Annotated in this window: 19 protein-coding genes; 11 read left to right on the plus strand and 8 right to left on the minus strand. The window is 74.3% G+C overall.

The features are described from left to right. Positions 1-13: 13 nt before the first annotated feature. Complete coding sequence (locus ACFXPX_RS29825) at positions 14-844, minus strand: sensor histidine kinase (protein WP_375897140.1); 831 nt, start codon at positions 842-844, stop codon at positions 14-16. Between the two features lie 140 nt (positions 845-984). On the opposite strand from ACFXPX_RS29825, the gene ACFXPX_RS29830 reads away from it, so the two are divergent. The 4 genes from ACFXPX_RS29830 to ACFXPX_RS29845 all read left to right on the plus strand — a co-directional run bounded on the left by ACFXPX_RS29830 (position 985) and on the right by ACFXPX_RS29845 (position 7181). Then, positions 985-1710, plus strand: coding sequence for an ABC transporter ATP-binding protein (locus ACFXPX_RS29830; protein ID WP_380529676.1), 726 nt, complete (start codon positions 985-987; stop codon positions 1708-1710). Continuing rightward, on the plus strand, positions 1707-4016 hold the full coding sequence (locus tag ACFXPX_RS29835; protein WP_380529674.1) for an ABC transporter permease: 2310 nt from the start codon (positions 1707-1709) through the stop codon (positions 4014-4016). Before ACFXPX_RS29830 ends, ACFXPX_RS29835 begins: the two co-directional genes overlap by 4 nt. Positions 4017-4182: 166 nt before the next feature. Next, positions 4183-5118, plus strand: coding sequence for a hydroxymethylbilane synthase (gene hemC / locus ACFXPX_RS29840; protein ID WP_380529672.1), 936 nt, complete (start codon positions 4183-4185; stop codon positions 5116-5118). Positions 5119-5300: 182 nt separating this feature from the next. After that, a complete protein-coding gene (locus tag ACFXPX_RS29845) occupies positions 5301-7181 on the plus strand; it encodes a serine/threonine protein kinase (RefSeq protein ID WP_380644076.1) in 1881 nt (626 codons plus the stop codon). A gap of 7 nt (positions 7182-7188) precedes the next feature. Here ACFXPX_RS29845 and ACFXPX_RS29850 read toward each other — a convergent pair whose 3' ends face one another. Beyond that, positions 7189-7725 carry a hypothetical protein gene (locus tag ACFXPX_RS29850; protein WP_380588680.1) on the minus strand — a complete coding sequence of 179 codons (537 nt, stop codon included), beginning with the start codon at positions 7723-7725 and terminating at the stop codon, positions 7189-7191. Positions 7726-7779: 54 nt separating this feature from the next. Continuing rightward, positions 7780-8337 carry a helix-turn-helix domain-containing protein gene (locus tag ACFXPX_RS29855; RefSeq protein ID WP_380644077.1) on the minus strand — a complete coding sequence of 186 codons (558 nt, stop codon included), beginning with the start codon at positions 8335-8337 and terminating at the stop codon, positions 7780-7782. Between the two features lie 57 nt (positions 8338-8394). Here ACFXPX_RS29855 and def point away from each other — a divergent pair, with 57 nt between their 5' ends. The 4 genes from def (at position 8395) to ACFXPX_RS29875 (ending at position 11645) form a co-directional block, all read left to right on the plus strand. Further along, the gene (gene def, locus ACFXPX_RS29860; protein WP_375891130.1) at positions 8395-8985 is read left to right on the plus strand and encodes a peptide deformylase; all 591 of its coding nucleotides are present in this window, start codon (positions 8395-8397) and stop codon (positions 8983-8985) included. Next, a complete protein-coding gene (locus ACFXPX_RS29865) occupies positions 8982-9659 on the plus strand; it encodes a class I SAM-dependent methyltransferase (RefSeq protein ID WP_380588675.1) in 678 nt (225 codons plus the stop codon). The genes def and ACFXPX_RS29865 overlap by 4 nt, the downstream gene beginning before the upstream one ends. A gap of 148 nt (positions 9660-9807) precedes the next feature. After that, a complete protein-coding gene (locus ACFXPX_RS29870; RefSeq protein WP_380644078.1) occupies positions 9808-11016 on the plus strand; it encodes a serine hydrolase domain-containing protein in 1209 nt (402 codons plus the stop codon). Positions 11017-11165: 149 nt separating this feature from the next. Beyond that, complete coding sequence (locus ACFXPX_RS29875; RefSeq protein ID WP_380588672.1) at positions 11166-11645, plus strand: hypothetical protein; 480 nt, start codon at positions 11166-11168, stop codon at positions 11643-11645. A 58-nt stretch (positions 11646-11703) separates the two neighbouring features. On the opposite strand, the gene ACFXPX_RS29880 is transcribed toward ACFXPX_RS29875, so the two are convergent. Further along, complete coding sequence (locus ACFXPX_RS29880; protein ID WP_380529659.1) at positions 11704-12723, minus strand: hypothetical protein; 1020 nt, start codon at positions 12721-12723, stop codon at positions 11704-11706. A gap of 131 nt (positions 12724-12854) precedes the next feature. Here ACFXPX_RS29880 and ACFXPX_RS29885 point away from each other — a divergent pair, with 131 nt between their 5' ends. Next, positions 12855-13445 (plus strand): TetR/AcrR family transcriptional regulator, encoded by a 591-nt coding sequence (locus ACFXPX_RS29885; RefSeq protein ID WP_375891138.1) that lies wholly within the window; start codon positions 12855-12857, stop codon positions 13443-13445. Here ACFXPX_RS29885 and ACFXPX_RS29890 read toward each other — a convergent pair. Beyond that, positions 13442-14041 (minus strand): TetR/AcrR family transcriptional regulator, encoded by a 600-nt coding sequence (locus ACFXPX_RS29890; protein WP_380644079.1) that lies wholly within the window; start codon positions 14039-14041, stop codon positions 13442-13444. The two genes, ACFXPX_RS29885 and ACFXPX_RS29890, sit on opposite strands and share 4 nt — an antisense overlap. Before the next feature lie 128 nt (positions 14042-14169). Here ACFXPX_RS29890 and ACFXPX_RS29895 point away from each other — a divergent pair, with 128 nt between their 5' ends. Then, complete coding sequence (locus ACFXPX_RS29895) at positions 14170-14913, plus strand: SDR family oxidoreductase (RefSeq protein ID WP_380644080.1); 744 nt, start codon at positions 14170-14172, stop codon at positions 14911-14913. A gap of 83 nt (positions 14914-14996) precedes the next feature. Continuing rightward, complete coding sequence (locus ACFXPX_RS29900) at positions 14997-15422, plus strand: hypothetical protein (RefSeq protein ID WP_375891143.1); 426 nt, start codon at positions 14997-14999, stop codon at positions 15420-15422. A gap of 21 nt (positions 15423-15443) precedes the next feature. On the opposite strand, the gene ACFXPX_RS29905 is transcribed toward ACFXPX_RS29900, so the two are convergent. The 3 genes from ACFXPX_RS29905 to ACFXPX_RS29915 form a co-directional block, all read right to left on the minus strand. Then, positions 15444-16850: an SDR family NAD(P)-dependent oxidoreductase gene (locus ACFXPX_RS29905; protein WP_380644081.1), complete on the minus strand. Its 1407-nt coding sequence runs from the start codon at positions 16848-16850 to the stop codon at positions 15444-15446. 214 nt (positions 16851-17064) lie between these two features. Beyond that, on the minus strand, positions 17065-18561 hold the full coding sequence (locus tag ACFXPX_RS29910; RefSeq protein WP_380523589.1) for a carbohydrate binding domain-containing protein: 1497 nt from the start codon (positions 18559-18561) through the stop codon (positions 17065-17067). Positions 18562-18790: 229 nt separating this feature from the next. Beyond that, positions 18791-19402, minus strand: coding sequence for a choice-of-anchor C family protein (locus tag ACFXPX_RS29915; protein WP_380644082.1), 612 nt, complete (start codon positions 19400-19402; stop codon positions 18791-18793). Positions 19403-19762 lie beyond the last annotated feature (360 nt).

Genomic DNA, 19762 nt, shown 5'->3' on the forward strand with positions numbered 1-19762 from the left:
CCCTCCGAGTCGTTCACGGCCGGTCCAGCGGGATGCGGGCGCGGACCCGGTAGCCGCCGCCGAGCCGGCGCCGGGCGTCCAGGTCCCCGCCGTACACGGCGACCCGCTCGCGCAGGCCGAGCAGCCCGCGCCCGGCGCCGTCCGCCTGCTTCGGGGCGGGGGCGGGCGCGCCGGAGAGCACGCTCGGGCCGCTGTTCAGCACCTCCACCCGCAGGTAGTGGTCCGCGTACCGCACCGTCACCTCCGCCGTCACCCCGTCCCCGTGCTTGAGCGCGTTGGTCAGTGCCTCCTGGACGATCCGGTAGGCCGTCACGTCCACGCCGCCGGGCAGCGGCCGCGGTTCGCCGGAGACCCGCACCTCCACCGGCAGCCCGGCGAAGGCGAACCGGTCGATCAGCGGGCTCAGCCGGCTCAGGCTCGGCTGCGGCGCGAAGTCGTCGCGCTCCGGCTCCTCGCTGCCGTCGGCGGCCGGGGCGAGCAGGCCGAGCAGGTGCCGCAGCTCCGTCATCGCGTCCCGTCCGGCGGCCTCGACCGCGCCCATCGCGGCCGCCGCCTCCTCCGGCATGGTGGCCAGCACCTCGCGGGCGGCCCCGGCCTGCACCACCATCAGGCTCACGTTGTGGCTGACGATGTCGTGCAACTCGGCCGCGATCCGCGCCCGTTCGGCGTCCACGGCGGCGCTCGCGGCGCTCTCCCGCTCACGCTCCAGCAGCCAGCCGCGCTCGCCGATGGCCGCCCGGTACAGCCGCCGCGCCCGTACCAGCGCGACGCCCAGCCAGCCGGCGGCCGCGCAGGCGGCGCCCGCCGTCGCGATCGCGATCCAGTCCGTCCCTGTTCCCCACACGGCGTCAAGCCTCCCAGGCCGGGGCTTGATCGACATCATCCGGGGGTGCCGCCCGCGTACATCCCGGGTACTACGGCGACCTGCGGTTACACCCGGGGTGGGACGCCCGGCCCGGGAGGCCGCGCCTACCGTCGTCGACCATGAGCAACGACCACGACGGGACCACCCGGCCCGACGACGCGCCGTACGTCGTCGAGCTGTCCGGGGTGCACAAGGAGTTCGGCGACGCCAAGGCGCTCGACGGCGTCGACCTGAGGATCCGCGCGGGTGAGGCGGTCGCCGTGATGGGCCCCTCGGGGTGCGGCAAGTCCACCCTGCTGAACATGGTGGCCGGACTGGACCGGCCCAGCTCCGGCAGCGTCCGGGTGCAGGGGCAGGACCTCGGCGGGCTGAACGAGAACGGCCTGGCGCTGTTCCGCCGCCGCCACATCGGCATGATCTTCCAGTTCTTCAACCTGATCGACGACCTCCCGGCCCTCGACAACGTCGCCCTGGCCGCCCAGCTGACCGGCACCAGCGCCAAGCAGGCGCGCCGACGCGCGCTGGAGCTGCTGGACGAACTCGGCGTCGCGCACCGCAAGGACGTCTACCCGGCCACCCTCAGCGGTGGCGAGCGCCAGCGGGTCGCGGTGGCCCGCGCCCTGATGAACCGTCCCGCGCTGCTGCTCGCCGACGAGCCGACCGGCGCGCTGGACAGCCGCTCCGGCGAGCAGGTGATGGACCTGCTGATCGACCTCAACCAGATCGGGCAGACCCTGCTGATCGTTACCCACGACCCCGACCTGGCCACCCGCTGCGCCAGTCGGCTGGTCGAGGTCGCCGACGGCAAGGTGGCGCGCGAGCGGATGCTGGAGGGGTCCTCGTGAACAGTGCTGTGTGGCGGGCCTCCCGGGCGGCCGTGAAGCGCCGCCGGGTGCAGACCGTCGTGATCGGACTGGTCGTCTTCTGCTCCACCGCGACGGTGCTGCTCGCCCTCGCGGTGATCAGCGCCGCCCGGGCCCCCTTCGACACCGCCTTCGAGGGTGAGCGCGGCGCGCACGTCAGCGCCCTCTTCGACCCGGCCAAGGCCTCGGCGGAGCAGCTGGCCGCCACCGCACACCGGCCGGGCGTCGAGGCGACGGCCGGGCCCTTCGACCAGGCGGTGGTGACCATCCCCACCGACTGGATCGGGCACCCGCCCGGCCCGCTGATCCTGGTCGGCCGGCCCGACCCGGCGGCCGCGCCGGTGGACCGGGTGAAGCTGCTGTCCGGCCGCTGGGCCACCGCGCCCGGCGAGGTGGTCATCGGTACCGCCGGGGGTTCCTCGGAGGGGAACCTCGGCACCCGGCTCACCACCGGCACCGGGGAGCGGCTCACCGTCGTCGGCTTCGCGAGCGAGATGAGCCAGTCCGCCGGCGGCTGGGTCACCCCCGAGCAGGCGGCCGCCCTGCACCCCACCGGGCGGCAGATGCTCTACCGCTTCACCGACGCGGCCACCGAGCAGCGGCTCACCGCCTCGCTCGGCCGCGCCACCGAGGGCCTGCCCGAGGGCGCGGTCGCCAACGCCCAGTCCTACCTGGTGCTCAAGCAGGCGTTCTCGGCCGGCGCCGACGCCTACCTGCCGGTGATGACGGTCTTCGGCGTGCTCGGCCTGGTCGTCGCCGCGCTGATCGTCGGCAACGTGGTCAGCGGCGCGGTGGTCTCCGGCTACCGGCACATCGGGGTGCTCAAGTCGATCGGCTTCACCCCGCGCCAGGTGGTCACGGTCTACCTGACGATGGTCTCGGTGCCCGCGGTCGTCGGCACGGTGCTCGGCACGGCGGCGGGCTGGACGGCCGCGTACCCGATCCTCAAGACCGCGTTCAGCGGCATCGCCACCGGCACCGCCGTGATCGATCCGGCCGGCTGGCTGCCCGCCGCGACCCTGCTCGGCGTCCCGCTGCTGGTCGCCCTCGCCGCGCTCGTCCCGGCCTCGCGGGCCCGGCGGCTCTCCGCCGCCCAGGCCATCTCGGCGGGCAGTGCGCCGCGCACCGGGCGCGGCCTCAAGGTCCAGCGGTGGCTGAGCGGCACCAGGCTGCCCCGCGCCGTCAGCCTCGGCCTCGGCCAGCCCTTCGCCCGCCCGGCCCGCACCGCGCTGACCATGGCGGCGATCGCGCTCGGCGTGGTCACCGTGACCGTGACCACCGGGCTGACCAGCACCCTGGCCGCCTCGATGTCCGCACCGGACCAGCACACCCACATCAACGTGCAGACCGCCGTCTTCTCCGGCAGCAAGCTCGCGCCCCGGCTGACCGCGGAGCAGACCGAGGCGATGCTGCACGCCACCCCCGGCGCCGACCAGGTCTCCGTCCGGGGCCTGGTGCGGGTCGGCATCGTCGGCCAGCCCCAGCCGGTCTTCGCCAACTTCTACGGCGGCGACGCCATGGTCGACCACCGGCGGCTGAACGTGGTCGAGGGCCGCCCGGCCACCGGGCTCGGTGAGGCCGAGGCCGGGCCGGCCTTCCTGGACCAGCACGGGCTCAAGCTCGGCGACCGGATCACCCTGGCCCTGGACGACCGGCGGACCACCGTCACCCTGGTCGGCCTGGAGACCCAGGGCAACGCCAACGCGCTCTCCTCCAACGCCGCCACCAGGGCGCTGCTCACCTCCGACCCGCACGTGGTCGAGTACGACGTGCGGCTCGCCGACGGCGCCGACGCCGCGGCCTACCGGAAGGCCGTCACGGACGCCGACCCGAGCCTGGGCACCGCGGTCGTCGCCCCGAGCACGGAAGGGTCGGTCGTCGCGATCAAGACGTTCAGCACGACCTTCTCCGTCCTGCTGTCGGTGGTCGCCGCGCTCGGCGTCTTCAACACCCTGCTGCTCACCATCCGGGAGCGCCGCCGCGACCTCGGCATGCTCAAGGCGATCGGGATGACGCCCCGGCAGGTGGTCGGGATGACGGTCACCTCGGTGGCCTGGCAGGGCGTGGTCAGCGGGATCGTCGGCATCCCGGTCGGGATCCTGGTGCACCGGCTGATCGCCGAGCACGTCCGGATCATCCACTTCACCGACGCGATGATCGACGTCTGGGGCGCCCCGCTGCTGGCCGCCCTCGCCCTCGCGGGCGTCGCGATCGCCGTCCTCGGCGCGCTGGTCCCGGCCCGCTCGGCGGCCCGGCTGCCGATCGCCGAGGTGCTGCACAACGAGTGAGCCCGCTCGGGGCGCGGCGGGCGGCTGGTCCGTAGGGCGGCGGGGCGGCGGGGCGGCCGGGTGGTGCACCGCCCGGCCGCCCCGCCGTGGGCGGAACCGCCGCGCCGTTACGCCGAGTACGTGACGCGGTCACGGCCGTGGCCGTAGGGGCGCCTATCATCGCGCCATGGCCACCGCTGAGCTGATCCGCATCGTGTCCCGCTCCTCACCCATGGCACTCGCCCAGGTCGACCGGGTCCGCGCCGAACTCGCCGAGCTGCACCCGGGGTTGCGCACCGAGGTGGTGCCGGTCACCACCTCCGGCGACCGCTGGACCGGGGACCTCGCCGCCCTGGGCGGCAAGGGCGCGTTCACCAAGGAGGTGGACGCCGCGCTGCTCGCCGGGGAGGCCGACGTCGCCGTGCACTGCCTCAAGGACGTGCCCGCCGACCGCCCGCTGCCCGCCGGCACCGTCTTCGCCGCCTACCTGCGCCGCGACGACATCCGCGACGCACTCGTCCACCCCGGCGGCCTGACCCTGGCCCAACTCCCGCCCGGCGCCCGGATCGGCACCTCCTCCGTCCGCCGGATCGCCCAGCTCGCCGCCTCCCACCCGCACCTGGAGTGCGTGCCGATCCGCGGCAACGCCAACAGCCGGCTCGCCAAGCTGGCCGCCGGGGACGTCGACGCGCTGCTGCTCGCCGTCTCCGGGCTGGAGCGGATCGGCGAGCGGGCCAGGATCACCGAGGTCCTGCCGGTCGAGGAGATGTGCCCGCCGATCGGTGCCGGCATCCTCGTGCTGCAGTGCCGCGAGGACGACGCGGCGACCATCGAGGCCGTCACCGGGCTCGGCCACCACGACACCTGGCGTGAGGCGGCGGCCGAGCGGATGTTCCTGCACGTGCTGCAGGGTCACTGCAACAGCCCGATCTCCGGCTTCGCCAAGGCGGAGGCGGACGGCCGGCTCTCGCTGCGCGGCCGGGTCTTCACCCCCGACGGCAAGCGGGTGCTGGACGCCCACGAGTGGGCCGGCGCGCTCACCCCGGAGGACCTCGGCACCTCGGTCGCCCTCGCGCTCAAGCGACAGGGGGCGCACGAGCTGATCTCCTCGATCCCGCACTGAGGCCCGTGCGGGCCGCTCCTCGCCCCGAGTGCCTTTCCTTCGGTTCTTTGCCTTCGTGATCTGGCCCCGCAGGCGTGCTGCTGAGATGATTCCCCGTGCGGGGCACGGCAACTGACATGTGCTCAACTGCCGTCGTCCCCGCGGAACGTGGAACGCGCACGCCGGGGGTGGACGTGGAGGCGTTGAGACCCACCGACCCGAGGACGGTCGGCGGCCGCTACCGGCTGCTGGCCCGGCTCGGCAGCGGTGGGATGGGGACCGTGTACCTGGGGCGCTCGCCCGGCGGGCGGCTCGTCGCGGTCAAGTGCGTGCACTGGGACCTCGCCACCGACCCCCACTTCCGGCTCCGCTTCACCCAGGAGATGGAGGCCGCCCGGCGGGTCGGCGGCTTCCACACCGCCCAGGTGGTCGACGCCGACCCGGACGGCGACCCGCCCTGGCTGGTCACCGCCTACATCCCCGGCCCGTCCCTGGAGTCGGCCGTCGCCGCCCACGGCCCGCTGCCCGAACCCGTCCTGCGGGTGCTCGGCGCCGGACTGGCCGAGGCCCTGGCGGCGATCCACGCGGTCGGACTCGTCCACCGCGACCTCAAGCCCTCCAACGTGCTGCTCAGCGACGACGGGCCGCGGGTCATCGACTTCGGCATCGCCCGCGCCCTCGACGGTGCCTCGATCACCCGCACCCAGACCGTCATCGGCACCCCCGGCTACATGGCGCCGGAACAGATCGCGGGCGAGCCGCTCAGCCCCGCCTGCGACCTGTTCAGCCTCGGCCGGGTGCTCTGCCACGCCGCCGGCAGCGCCCCGTACGGACACGGCGGCAACCCGCAGGTGCTGCTCTACCGGATCATGCACACCGAGCCCGACCTCGGCGAGGTGCCCGAGGCGCTGCGCCCGCTGGTCGCCGCCTGCCTGGCCCGCCGCCCGGAGGACCGGCCCACCCCCGCCGAGCTGGTGGAGCGGCTCGGGCCGCCCGGGTACGAAGGGCCGACCGGCTCATGGCTGCCGGAGGCGCTGCGGGTGCGGCCCGCCGTCCCGGAGGCACCGCTGCTGGCGCCCGGCCCGGGCCCCGGGGTGGCGCCGCCCGGGCGGGTGCCGTCCACCCGGGTGCCGACCCTGCTGGGCGCGGACCCGTACGGCGCCGGTGGCTGGGTGCGCACCGAGCCCTCGGAGGCGGCGGCCCGGAGGCGCCGGGCGCGGCGGCTCCGGATCGTGCTGCCGAGCGCGCTGGTGCTGATCGCGGCTGCGGTGCTGGTGCCGGTGTACCTCCAGCACGACAAGGGCGGCGGCACCGGGCTGGACAACGGCGGCTTCGTGGTCGCCAAGGACGACGGCGGTTCGCCGGACTGCGTGACCGGCGGGTCCTCCGGCGCGTCCGGTTCCGCCGGCGGTACGGGCGGTGACGCGAACGCCTACCAGGGCCCGCCCGCGGCGGTGCCGAACGGCACCCCGCACGCCTCCGGCCTGCTCACCCCCGCCGACCGGGACACCCTGACGCTGGGCCGCTCGCTGACGCTCAGCTGGGACAAGGCCGGCGCGGTGACCAAGGTCTTCACCCGGCGCGGCAGCCTGCCCTGGCAGGCCTCCGGCTGGCTCACCTCCGCCGCCTGCACCTTCAAGCCCACCGAGGCGGGCGTCTACCAGTGGGCCGTGGTCGGCGCCAACGCCTCCAGCGGCAGCATCGGCAGCGGCTGGAGCGCCACCCGCTACCTCAACGTGCAGACCGACCAGGACCAGGTGGCCAACCCGGTCAAGTCCGCTCCTTCGGCCCCCATCCCGGTCTTCCCGAAGGACCAGCAGGTGGTCCCGGTGGGGAAGCCGGTCGAGTTCAGCTGGGCGAGCGCCGGCACCACCTCCACGGTGAACATCCTGACGCCGGGCGCCACCGACTGGGACCACCGGCCCTGGCAGACCGCGCTGAGCATCACGTACACGCCGAAGCTGCCCGGGGTGTACATCTGGACCGTCTTCACCTCGGGGCCGGGCGACTGCACCGGCGGGCCGGCCACCGGCGGGGGCTGCGTCAGCGGCGGGAGCGAGCAGCGCTACCTGGTCGTGCAGTGACGGCCGCTCAGGGCGCCGCCGCCCGGGCCCGGGCCACTCGCCGGACCACCGGCGCCAGCGCCAGCCCCACCGCCGCCCCCAGGACGACCCCCTGCACCCCGTCCCAGACGTTCTGCACGTCGCAGGCCCGCCCGATCGACGGCACCGCGTACTGCACCGCCGACACCGCGAACGGCAGCACCGCCGCGCCCAGCAGCGCCACCACCGCCCGCCGCCTGGTCCCGGCCAGGGCGGCGGCGAAGCCGACCGGGGCGTAGGTCGCCAGCTTGAGCTCGATGTGCCGCACGTGCATCAGCTCGTACGGCGAACGCGGCCGCGCGCCCTGGACGGTGCAGTGCCGCACGGCGTCCGCGGACAGCCGGAACGCCTCCGGCAGCAGCGTCGCCACCAGGACCCCGCCGAGCCCGAGCAGCAGCAGGAAGCCCACCACCCAATGGGCCCGCAGCAACCGCCCCACCGGCCGGTTCAGCAGCGCGGCCGGCACCAGCGAGAGCAGCAGTCCGGGCCAGAACATCGGCATCCCGCCGAGCACCGCACTGATCACGCCTCAAACGGACGCACCGAACGTCCGTCCGGTTCTGGTGCCGCGCCGGTGGCCTCAGTGCTCTTCCAGCAGGGGGAACAGCCGGGTGACGGCGGCGACCGGTCGGGCCCCGGCGGGGCGGGCGGCCGGGTCGGCCTCGCGGTCGCGGTAGCGGGCGAGGATCCGGCGCACCTCCGCGCCGACGGCGGCCAGTTCGGCCGGGGTGAGGTGGACGACGGCGCTGAACGCCTCGTCCCGCTGCCACTCGGCCGGGGCCTCGGAGCGCCGGGCCAGCCAGCGCCGGTGGCTCTCGTCCTCCAGGCCGCGGGCGAGTTCGCCGAACTCCTCCTCGCCCGGCTCCGGGCTCTGTTCCGATCCCCGCTCCGGGCTCTGCTCCGGTCGGGCCCGGGGGAGGCGCCAGGGTCGGGCCCGGCCGTCGAGGGCGGGCGCCTCCTCGATCAGCCCGTAGTGGGCGAGCCGGCGCAGGTGGAAGGAGCAGAGTCCGGAGCTCAGCCCCAGGTGTGCGGCGGCCTCGGTGGAGGTGAGGGTGCCGTGTTCGGCGAGGAGTGCCAACAGGGCGGTGCGCACCGCGTGTTCGGCGAGGGCCTCGGATCTGACGACGTCTTCGGTCACTTTGCAAAGTCTGCTACTTTGCAAAGCTGACAGCAAGTCCATCGAAGGGGAGCACCCGTGTCCGAGCTGCGCGAGCGTCCGACCGTCCTGAGGATCACCGAGGTGGGGGAGGAGATCCTCCGCCGCACCTGCCGCACGGCGACCGAGCAGGACTTCGGCAGCGAGTGGCTGGCCCGGCTGGTCGACGACATGTTCGCCACCATGTACGTCGCCGACGGCTGCGGCCTCGCCGCCAACCAGGTGGACGTCGACCTCAGGCTGTTCGTCTACGACTGCACCGACGAGGACGGCGTGCGGCACGTCGGACACGTGCTCAACCCGGTGGTCGAGGCGCAGGAGCCCGGCCGCCGGCTGGTCGAGGACGTCGAAGGCTGCCTGTCCGTGCCCGGTGCCAACACCCAACTCGCCCGCCCCGCCCACGCGGTGGTGCGCGGAGTCGACCAGCACGGCGAACCCGTGGTGATCGAGGGCGCCGGCTACTTCGCCCGCTGCCTCCAGCACGAGACCGACCACCTGAACGGCGGCCTCTACCTCGACCGGCTCTCCGCCCGCGACCGCAAGCGGATGATGAAGCAGACCGCCGACCGCCGCGAGAAGGTCTTCGCCGAGCGCGCCGCCCGGGCCGCGAAGCCTGGTGCGGCGCGGTGAACCACCCTGCTCGCCCCGCCCACTCCGACCACTCCGACCACCCCGCTCACCTCGCCGCCGTCCGCGACTCCTACGACACCGTGGCCGCCGACTACCTGCGCCGCGTCGTGCCGCCGGAGGGCATGGACCCGCTCTCGCGCGCGATGCTCGCCGCCTTCGCGGAACTGGTCCGGGAGGCGGGCGGCTCCGAGGTCGCCGACCTCGGCTGCGGACCGGGGCGGGTGACGGCGTACCTGAACGGGCTGGGGCTCCGCGCCCACGGCGTCGACGTGTCGGGCGCGATGATCGCCCTCGCCCGCGGCGCGTACCCCCGACTGCGCTTCGCCGTCGGCTCGATGGCCGCCCTGGACGCCGCCGACGGCAGTCTCGGCGGCATCCTCGCCTGGTACTCCGTCCACCACACCCCGGAGGCCGAACTACCCGCGCTGCTCGCGGAGTTCCACCGGGTGCTGGCCCCCGGCGGGCACCTGCTGCTGGGCGGGCACACCGGCGACGAGGAGTCCCGGCCGAGCTCGGCGTACGGGCACCCGGTGACCTGGGCCTCCCACCTCGTCCCGGCCGACCGGCTGGTCGCGCTGCTCGCGGGAGCCGGGTTCACCGTCACCACCCGGCTGGAACAGGCCCGGCCGGAGCGCCCGGACCGGGGGTACGTCAGCCTGCTGGCGAGGGCGTGACCCGGGGCGCTCTCGGGGGTGCACCCCGACGGAAGATCAGGGGGCGGCGGCGGTCCGACCCTGATGATCGGGGCGCGGCGGGTCGGCAGACTCGTCGGTGAGCCGGACGCGCCGGCTCGCCGACGACCAGTCTGGAGCTGCAGAACCCGTGAACGCCTCCACGCACCGCACCCGTTGGGCCGCCGTCGCCGCGGCCGGAACCCTGGCGGCCGTGCTGACGGTCGGGGCCGGTGCACCCGCCCTCGCCGCCCCGGCTGCTCCCGCCGCGGGCGCGGCCGGGGCCGGAACTCCGGCACCGCTGGACCGGGCGGCCGTCCGGGCGGCACTCGCCGGGCGGCCGGCCGCCGACGTCTCCGCCTCCTTCGTCCGCGTCACCGGCTCCACCGGCCGCTTCGAGGGCAGTTCGGCGGAGGACGGCATGGCGGTGGACCCGCACGGCAGGTTCCGGATCGGGTCGGTCTCCAAGGTCTTCACCACCACCGTCGTCCTCCAACTCGTCGCCGAGGGCCGGATCGACCTGGACGCCGACGTCCGGCGGTACCTGCCGGACTTCCCCTACCAGGGGGTCGAGGTCGGCCAGTTGCTCAACCACACCAGCGGGCTGCCGGACGGCTCCAACGCGCCCTGGGGCGACGGGACGACCACCTGGTTCGAGGCCCACCGGTTCGACTCCTTCACCCCCGAGCAGGTCCTCGCCACCATGCACGGCTACCCGCTGGGCTTCACGCCCGGCACCGAGCAGCAGTACAACGGCATGAACACCTTCGTCGCCGGGCTGGTCGTCGAGGAGGTCACCGGTCGCAGCTTCGCCGACGAGCTGAACGACCGGATCATCCGGCCGCTCGGCCTGCACGACACCGCCCTCCCGGACGCCGACGACCCCTCCCTGCGCCACCCCGCCACCCGCCCCTACCTGACCGTCCCCGACGCCGGCGGCGGCACCCACCGGGCGGACGTGACCGAGCAGAGCGCCTGGCCCTGGGTCGAGGGCGGCATGGTCTCCAGCGCCGACGACCTGGACCGCTTCATGACCGCCCTGTTCCGCGGGCGCCTCCTCCCCGCCGCCCAGCAGGAACTGCTCTTCACCGTCCCCGACGTCCCCACCGCCGCCCACAGCACCCACTGCCCCGGCGGCAAGGCCTGCATGAGCACGGGCCTGGAGCGCCTCCAGGCCCACGGCATCACCGCCTGGGGCAAGACCGGCTCCCGCCCCGGCTCCACCAGCGGGGTCTTCGCCACCCGCGACCTCTCCCGCAAGGTCGTCTACTCCGTCGACCCGACCTCCCTGAACGGCGCCGAGTCGACGTACGTCCTCGGCCTGGTGGCCGCCTCATTCGGCATCAGTTCCGTGTTCTGACGCCCCCGCGCCCTCCTCCCGCAGGGTGAACCGCGGTTGGCTCTCCCGGGGGAGGAGCTCCGGTCGCGCGGTCGAGGCGGGGGAGGGGCGGTGGCGGCGAGGGTGGACGCATGGTGATGAACATCCCGGTCGGTGATACCGAACGCCCAGTGCCCCGTTGGGCCCTGCGCCTGGCCAAGGCCCTGCCCTTCGTCCTCCTGCCGCACTGCCTGTGGCGGCTGCCGTTCGCCTTCGACTTCGCGATGGGCACGGTCGACCCGGACCGCCCGCCCTGGGTCTGGTGGGCGACCCCGTACGTGTTCGGACTGAGCCTGGTCACCGAGGGGCTGGCGCTGCTCACCCTGGGCCTGGTCAGCGGCTGGGGCGAGGTGTTCCCGCGCTGGGTGCCGTTCCTGCGGGGGCGCCGGGTGCCGCCGCTGGGGCCGCTGGTCGCGACGGTGCTGGGCGGGCTGGTGCTGTTCGGACTGTTCGGGCTCCAGCCGCTCGCCTGGGCCGGCGTGGTGGACGAGGTCGGGTTCAGCAACGGCTGGTGGGAGGCGCTGTGCCGGGTCTGCGTCAGCCCGGCGGCGCTGTGGGGGCCGATCACCATCGCCCTCGGTGTCGCGTACTACCGCCGCCGCACCGCCTGAGCGCCCGGTCGGCGCGGGAAGCCGGACCGGCCGGCCTCCCGCGCCGACCGGGTGGGCGTCAGTGCGTCCGGTAGTACTCGCCGACCGCGGTGAAGGCCTCCTTCGGGTCCCAGGGCAGGCCGGGGAACCTGCTGCCCGGGCGGTCCTCGTACACCTTGACGATGCCGTAGCTGGCCAGGTCGAGGTCCTCGCGGGGGTCGCCGTCCGGGCGGTGGACGAAGTCGTACAGCGCGAAGGTGAACACGAAGGCGGCGTCGATGCCGCCCTCGTCGAAGGCCGTCAGCAGCTCGCGGACGTACCCGGCCTGGGCGGGCTCGTCGCGCTCGTACCTGCCGTCGAGGCGCACCGGGCCGTCGGCGTCGTACTCGACGACCTCCAGGCCGAGCGCGCCCCGGTCGCCCGCGCCGCGGTAGGTGGCGGAGCCGAACTCGGTGACGGCGACCGGTTTGCCCTGGGCCGTGAGGTCCCGGACGCCGTCGGCGAAGCGGTCGGCGATTCCGGCGGAGCGGTACAGGTCGAGGGAGATCCGGTCGAAGGGCGTCCAGTCGACCCGCTCCAGCGGGACGGCGGCGTAGGTGACGGGCCCGTCGAAGTGCGCGCGGACGGTGGCCACCGCCTCGCCGAGGAAGGCGTTGACCTTGGCGCTGACCGCCCCGAGGTGCTGGCGCACCTCCTCCGGCCGGGCGAGCAGCGCGACCCGCTCGTCCGTGGTGGCGCCGGGCAGGAAGCCGGGGTTCATCAGGCTCAGTTCGGCACCGGCCACGAACACCACCTCGGCCCCGCCGCGCCGCAGCCGCTCCGCGCGCCCGGCGCAGTCGGCGAACAGCCGCAGCATCTCCTCGGTGGTCAGCTCCAGCGGGTACGGGGAGAACCAGACCTCCAGCCCGAGTCCGGCGGCCAGCCCGGCGGCGAGCTCGATCCGGTCCGGATCACCGCCCATGATCCGGACGGCGGTGCAGTGCAGTTCGTCGCGGATGATCCGCAGCTCGCGTTCGACGGTCTCCGGCTCGAACAGCTTGCGGGAGTACGACCCGTCCCTGACGAAACCGGTGTCGTAGCTGATTCCCTTGGCGCGCATGGTCCCCTGCCTTCATGGCGGATCGGAAACGTACGGAATTTACGGTACGGCTAGTACCGTAGTTGCCGTCGGGGTCGGAGGGCAAGTAAGCATGGGGGCGGTACGGGCGACAGCGAGGGCGGAGCGGGAGCATGGCCGGGCAGACGCGGCGGCGCGGGGCGGCGCTGGAGGAGGCGATCCTGGCGGCCGCGGTCGCGGAGCTCGCCGGGTCCGGGTACGCCGGGCTGACGATGGACAAGGTCGCCGCCCGCGCGGGCACCAACAAGAACGCCATCTACCGGCGCTGGCCGAACCGCCTGGCCCTCGGCATCGCCGCCTACAAGCAGCTCGCCAAGGCCGCCCCGCTCCCCGACACCGGCGAACTGCGCGGTGACGCGCTGGAGTTGCTGCGCCAGGCGAACCGGCACTGGAGCTCCCCGCTCGGCGGAGTGCTGCGCGAACTGCTGGCCGCCGCGGGCGGCGCGAGCGAGTTCCTGGCGCAGTTGCAGGACCAGTCCGGCGACGCCGCGGCCGCCCCCTGGCTCACCGTGCTGGGCCGGGCCGTCGCCCGCGGCGAGGCGGAGCCCGAGGTGCTGCACCCGCGGGTGGCGACGGTGGCGGTGGTGCTGCTGCGCAACGAGTTCGTGGTGCGGGGGGTGCCGAGCGCGCCCGACGACGTGCTGGTGGAGATCGTCGACGAGGTGTACCTGCCGCTGGTGCGGCGCCGGGGCGTGCCCGGTTAGTCGTTCCCGGTGACCAGGGTGTCGGCGAGCCGCTCGGCGACGGTCGGGTCCAGCGGGCCGTGGCCGAGCAGGAAGCGGTACCAGAACACCCCGTAGACCTGGTCCACGATCAGGTCCAGGTCGGCGTGCTCGGCCAGTTCGCCGCGCTCGCGCCCCCGGGCGAGCAGCCCGTGCAGCGCGTCGCGCCGGGTGGCGGTGAAGGCCTGCATCAGTTCGGCCAGGTGCGGGTCGCGGGCGGCCTCGCGGACGAGGGTGCGCAGCGCGGAGGCCGTGGTGCTCTGCTGGGCGGCGTCGAAGGTGGTCTCGACGAAGGCCCGCAGGTCGGTGCGGAGTGCGCCGGTGTCCGGGTGGTCGGTGACGTCCTGGTCGGCGCGGTCGGTGAGGGCGTCCAGCAGGACGGCGCCCTTGGAGGGCCACCAGCGGTAGACGGTCTGCTTGCCGACGCCGGCCGCGCGGGCGATGGCGTCGATGGTGACGGGTGTGCCGTCGGATTCCGCGAGCAGGTGCAGTGCCGCGTCCAGGATCGCCCGGTGGGCCGCCTCGTTGCGGCGGCGGCCGGTGTGCGGCCGGGCGGCCTGGGGGTCGGTCTCGCTCATGGTGGTGTCCCTTTCCTCCGGTCCCCGTTCTTCCTCCCCCACTTGACAAGACTAGCAGTCTCGGCAAACATCATTACCGGAACCGATGGTCTCGACAAGTTCCTGATCAAGCCGGAAGGGCCAGAACCATGAGCACTGCATCGAACCTCTTCACCGGACAGCGCGTCGTCGTCATGGGCGGCAGCTCGGGCATCGGCGAGGCGACCGCGACCGCCTTCGCGGCCGACGGCGCCGAGGTCGTGATCACCGGCCGCGACCGCGCGAAGCTGGACGCCGCCGTCGCCCGGATCGGCGGAAAGACCGAGGGCGCACAGCTGGACGCGACCGACCCGGCCGCCCTCGCCGCCTTCTTCACCGGCGCCGGCACCGTCGACCACCTGGTCGTCGCGGTCAGCGGCGCGGCCGGCAGCGGCCCCTTCGCCCAACTCGACCTCGCCGACCTCGCCCACGGCTTCGACGCCAAGTTCTGGCCGCAGGTGCGCGTCCTCCAGACCGCCCTGCCGCACCTGCGCGAGGACGGCTCGGTCACCCTGATCACCGCCGCCTCGGCCCGCGCCGCCATCCCCGGCACCGCCGGACTGGCCGCCATCAACGGCGCCCTGGAGGCGATGGTCCCGCCGCTGGCCGTCGAACTCGCCCCGCTGCGGGTCAACGCCGTCTCGCCCGGCGTCATCGACACCCCGTGGTGGGACCGCGTCCCCGCCGAGCAGCGCACCGCGCTCTTCGATGGCCTGGCCGCCACCACCCCGGTCGGCCGGGTCGGCCGCCCCGAGGACGTCGCCCGGGCGATCCAGATGTTCGCCGCCAACACCTTCGTCACCGGCGTGGTGCTCGACTGCACCGGTGGGGCCAACCTGCCGACCGGCCGCTGACCGCTGACCGCTGTACGGCGCGACGGCCCGCCCGGGAGCACCCCGGGCGGGCCGTCCTCGCAGGTCGGGCCTAGGGTTCGAGCATGAACGTACCCGCACTGATCCCGATCCGGCGCGAGCCGGACTGGCGCACGGACACCATCGGCCGCTGGCAGGGCGGCCAGTTCCTGGCCTCGGCCGTCGTGGCCGAGGGCCGACCGTACGCGGTGCTGCACCGTTTCGACCCGGCGGGGCAGCACCTGGAGTCGAGCATCCGGGCCGTCGGCACGGCGGCGGAGGCCCGTCGGCTGCTGGACGAGTGGCTGGACGCCCTGCCCGAGCGCGCGTACGGGGACATCGCGATCGCGCAGTTCTCCGTGGAGGTCGACGGCGTGCTCTTCGGGCTCCTCCTCGACGAGGAGGAAGCCGACGAGGACGACGAGGAGGGCGAGGAGGAAGGGCCCTGGGTCGAGCTCCGCCCCGACGGCCTCGGCTTCCACGCGCCGTGGGACGGCTGCTACGACACCTGAGCCGTCACCGCCCGCGGGCCGTCACCACTCCGCGACCCGGTAGTCCTTGAGGAACACTCCCGACACCGGGTGGCCCGCCTCGCCGCGCACGATCGGGTCGTACACCCGGGCCGCGCCGTCCACGATGTCCAGCGGGGTGCGGAAGCCCCGGGCGGCGATCCGGGTCTTCGCCGGCGCCGGGTTCTCGTCGGTGATCCAGCCGGTGTCGACGGCGCACATGTGCACGCCCCGTGGGGCGAGTTCGGCGGCGCTGGTGCGGGTGAGCATGTTGAGCGCGGCCTTGGCCATGTTGGTGTGCGGGTGGCGCGCGGTCTTGTTGCGGACGGCGAACCGGCCCTCCACCGCCGTGACGTTGACGATGTAGCGGGCGGGGTGCGGGGAGGCCAGCAGCAGCGGCAGCAGCCGGTCGCAGAGCAGGGCCGGGGCCAGCGAGTTGACCAGCTGGGTCTCCAGCAGCTCCGCCGGGTCGAGCGAACCGAGCGTGGCGGACCAGGAGTTGGCCGGTGCCAGGTCGGGCAGCAGCCCGGCCTCGTCGGTGAGGTCCAGCAGGGAGCCCGCCCCGGAAGGGAGTTGGGCCGCGACGGCGGACGGCCGGAAGCCGGGGGCGTGGGTGACGGCCCGGCGGTCGGCGCCCGGCAGGGCCGCGGCCTCGCCCGCCGCCAGCAGGGCGTAGGACTCCGGGGGGCGGCGCAGGGTCTGCGCGGCGTTGTTGACCAGGATGTCCAGCGGTCGGCCCTCGGCGCGCAACTGCTCGGTCAGGCCCAGGACTTGGCGCGGGTCACGGAGGTCGATGCCGACCACGGTCAGCCGCTCCCACCACTGCGCGCTGCCCTCGGCGGCGCGGAAGCGGCGGACGGTGTCCTGTGGGAAGCGGCTGGTGACGGTCAGCTCGGCGCCGTCCCGCAGCAGCATCAGCGCGAGCTGGAAGCCGATCTTCACCCGTCCGCCGGTGAGCAGCGCCCGGCGCCCGCGCAGGTCGGTGGAGAGGCCGCGGCGGGCGGTGTTGTCGGCCGCGCAGTCCGGGCACAGCATGTGGTAGAAGCCGTCGACCTGCCGGTACGCCTGCTTGCAGACGTAGCACTTGCGCGCGACGACCAGTTCGCCGACCGGCCCTCCCGGAGCCGTGGCGAGCGCTGTGTCCTCGCGGCGCTGCCGGGCGCCGGTCGCGGTGGCGGCGAGCAGTGCGGCGTCGGCCTGCCGGACGGCGTCCTTGGCCTCCTGGCGGCGGCGCTTGCGGCTCTCCATCACGAAGGAGCTGAGCTGGCGCTCGGCGACCAGCCGGGTGCGGTCGTGCGGGGGGAGGCCGCGCAGCCGGCCCAGGGTGACGCTGAACGCGCTGAGTTCCTCGGGGGTGAGGCCCGCCGCACACGCGGCGTCGCTGGTCGTGGTGGTGGTGATCAGCTGGTGGTGGTCGTCCCGGACCGTCATGTCCGCCCCCTCGTTCCGTACAGGTGGGAGGGACTGTAGTTGACGGTCCGGGACGATGAGATGCCAATTTCTTCCGGCTGCCCGAGCCGCCCGTGCCACCCGAGCTACCCGAGCTGCCCGAGCTGTCCGTGCCGCCCGAGAGTGTCGGCCCGGCCGTGACGCACAGAGGCGCCGACGGCCCCCTGGCCCGTCGGCGCCCCGCGGGGTCGTGGCGTCAGCCCGTGTACTTGCTGAAGATCTTCGCGAACTCGTACGGCTGCTGGGTGATGTTGGTGCACTTGGCCAGCGAGCCGGTGCAGGCGTTGGCGTCCCGGGTGGCGTCCCAGAAGGCGAGCAGGCCGAGGTGGTTCTGCTGGGCGAAGGTCGTCAACTGCTGGGCGGCGGCCTGGTTGTAGATCTGGTGGTCGTCGTTCTCGCCGATCATCGGGGTGACCCCGACCATGGCCCACAGCTGGGCGTCGGTCTTCGCCGGGTAGAGCGCCTTGAGCTGGCCGAAGGTCGCCTGCGCGGCCTGGACGGCGGCGTTGCCGTAGTCGCTGCCGGAGCGGTAGTAGTCCATCGCCATGATGTTCACCAGGTCCAGGTTGACCCCGGCGTCCCGGGCGGACTTGACGATGGCGACGCCGTCGCTGGTCAGGCCCTCGGGCAGGACGGGCAGGGTGAGCGAGACCTTGAGGCCGGGGTGGGCCTGCTGGAGCTTGGCGAGCGCGGCGGAGCGGCGGTCGTTGGAGGCGGTGTCGGCGATCGCCGCGCCCTCGATGTCGTAGTCGACGTAGCGCAGGTTGTAGGCGTTGACGACCGCGTCGTACTCGTTGAACAGCGAGTCCACCGAGGTGCAGGCGGCGGCGAGTTCGGTGCCGCTGGCGCCGCCGAAGGAGAGCCTGACGTCGCCGCCGGCCGCGCGCAGCGCGTCGACCTGGTCCTTGGCCCAACCGGTGCGCGGGTCGTAGGCGTTGAACCAGCTGGCCTTGCAGCCGACGCCGGTGACGAAGCCCATGGTGTAGCCCTTGACGCCGCCGGCCTTGGCCATGTCGGGCATGGACGGGGTGGGCCAGGCGCCCATGTCGATGTACGGGGCGACGGGGAGGGCGACGTTCGGCGGCGGGGTGGTCGGGCCGCCGGTCGGGGTGGAGGTCGGCGGGGTGGTCGGGGGAGTGGTCGGTCCGCCGCCACCGGGGCCGGTGAGGGTGACGTCGTCGGCGAGGTAGGCGCCCTGCCCGTACCAGCCGTGCAGGTAGACGTTGACGCTGGTGGTGCTCGGTCCGGTGGTGAAACTGGCGGACAGCTGCTGCCAGTTGGCGCCGCCCGGGGTCCACACGGCGGGGTCGGTGACGCCGCTGCCGGTGGCGCCGAGGTAGACGTACTGGCCCTGCACCCAGGCGCTCAGGGTGTAGGTGGTGTTGGGCTGGACGCTCACGGTCTGGCCGCACTGCGCGGTGTCGCTCGCGCTCACCGCCCCCTTGAGGGCGTCGGTTCCGCTGTGGGCGCCGGAGGTGACGATGCTTCCGGTGCCGGCGGAACAGCTCCACGGGGCGAGCGTGCCGCTCTCGAAGCCGCCGTTGGCGAGCAGGTTCGCGTCCGCGGCGCCGGCGTTCCCGGCGAGGGCGGCGAGGCCGCCGGCCGCGAGCGCGGTGGCGGCGGCGAGGCTCAGCAGGGTGGTCCGGCCGGCGGGGCGGCGGCGGGTGGGGGCGTGCTGGGGCGCGCTGGGCATGGGGGTGCCTCTCGGAGCGTGGGGCCGCCCGCGCCGCGAAGGGGGGAGACGCGGGGCGGGCGGCAGCATGGGGGCTGTTCCGGTGCGGGAGGAGCGCGGTGCTGAGGATCAAACTGGACTAGACCAGCTGTGCACGTCAAGCACTTCCCGGGGTTCGGGAGCCTTCCGAGAGCAGGTTTTAGGGAGGGTTTAAGGAGGGCGGGTCGGCCCGTGACGGCCCGTCAGCCGGTCAGCCGCCGCAGCAGGGCTTGCACTCCTTCACCTGGACGTCGTCGAGCACCGGCCCGAAGGCGCCCCGCACGGTGCTCTCGAAGGTCAGCGTGGTCGAGGAGTTGTACGCGACGAAGCTGAACTGCCGTCCGACGTAGCCCATGGCGGCGCGGGTCTTGCCGGTGACGTCGAAGGAGAAGTCCTGGAAGTCCTGTCCGTCGATCAGCACTCGGCCGGTCCGCAGGGCGGGCCCGCCGCCGGGGTTGCCGGCCAGTGCGTAGCTCACCGAGTAGGTGGCGCCGGGGATCGTGGTGAAGGTCTGGGCGATGGCGCCGCTGTCGGCACCGTTGAGGTCCACCGACTGGTCGCCCTCGGCGGCCTGCCAGAACCCGGCGCCGATCAGGTCGACGCTGCCGCTGGTGACCAGCCACGGGCCGATGCTCTGGCCGGCCACCGGCTCGGTGAAGGTGTTCGGCGCGATCTTGGGGGACTCGAAGCTGCCGTCGTCGAAGCGGCTGAGCGCGCGGTGGCCGGCCGCCTGGGCCGGGGTGGCGAGGCCGGCGGTGGTCAGCGCGGTGGCGGCGGCGAGGGTGAGGGCGAGGGCGGCGGTGCGGGTGCGCGAGAGCGACATGGGTTCCTCCCCGAGGCGGGCGACGTCTTCGGTCGCCTCCGTGGCGGCGGGCCGGGTCGACCGGCCGCGGACCGAGCCTCGACCGTCGCGGCGAGCCGTGCCAAGACCGGACCGGCGGCGCCAGGTGGCGCGATGATCCCGCGACCGGGCCCCCGCGCGCCGGTTTGGCGGGGCGGACGTCCGCCGGGCCCGGGCGGACCGTCCGGGGGCGAACGCCCGGGCCGACGGCCGGGTGCGGGAGCCCGGTGGTGAAACCGGAGGCGCGCGCCCCGTTCGCGCCGCACGGCGGTCCGATGACCGTACCGGAGGCGGGGGTTGACCTCGGAAGGCTTGACCTCGAGTGCACTCCAAGGGGGAAGC

Origin of the sequence: Kitasatospora sp. NPDC059146 (assembly GCF_042786665.1) — a bacterium.
Taxonomy (GTDB): Bacteria; Actinomycetota; Actinomycetes; order Streptomycetales; family Streptomycetaceae; genus Kitasatospora.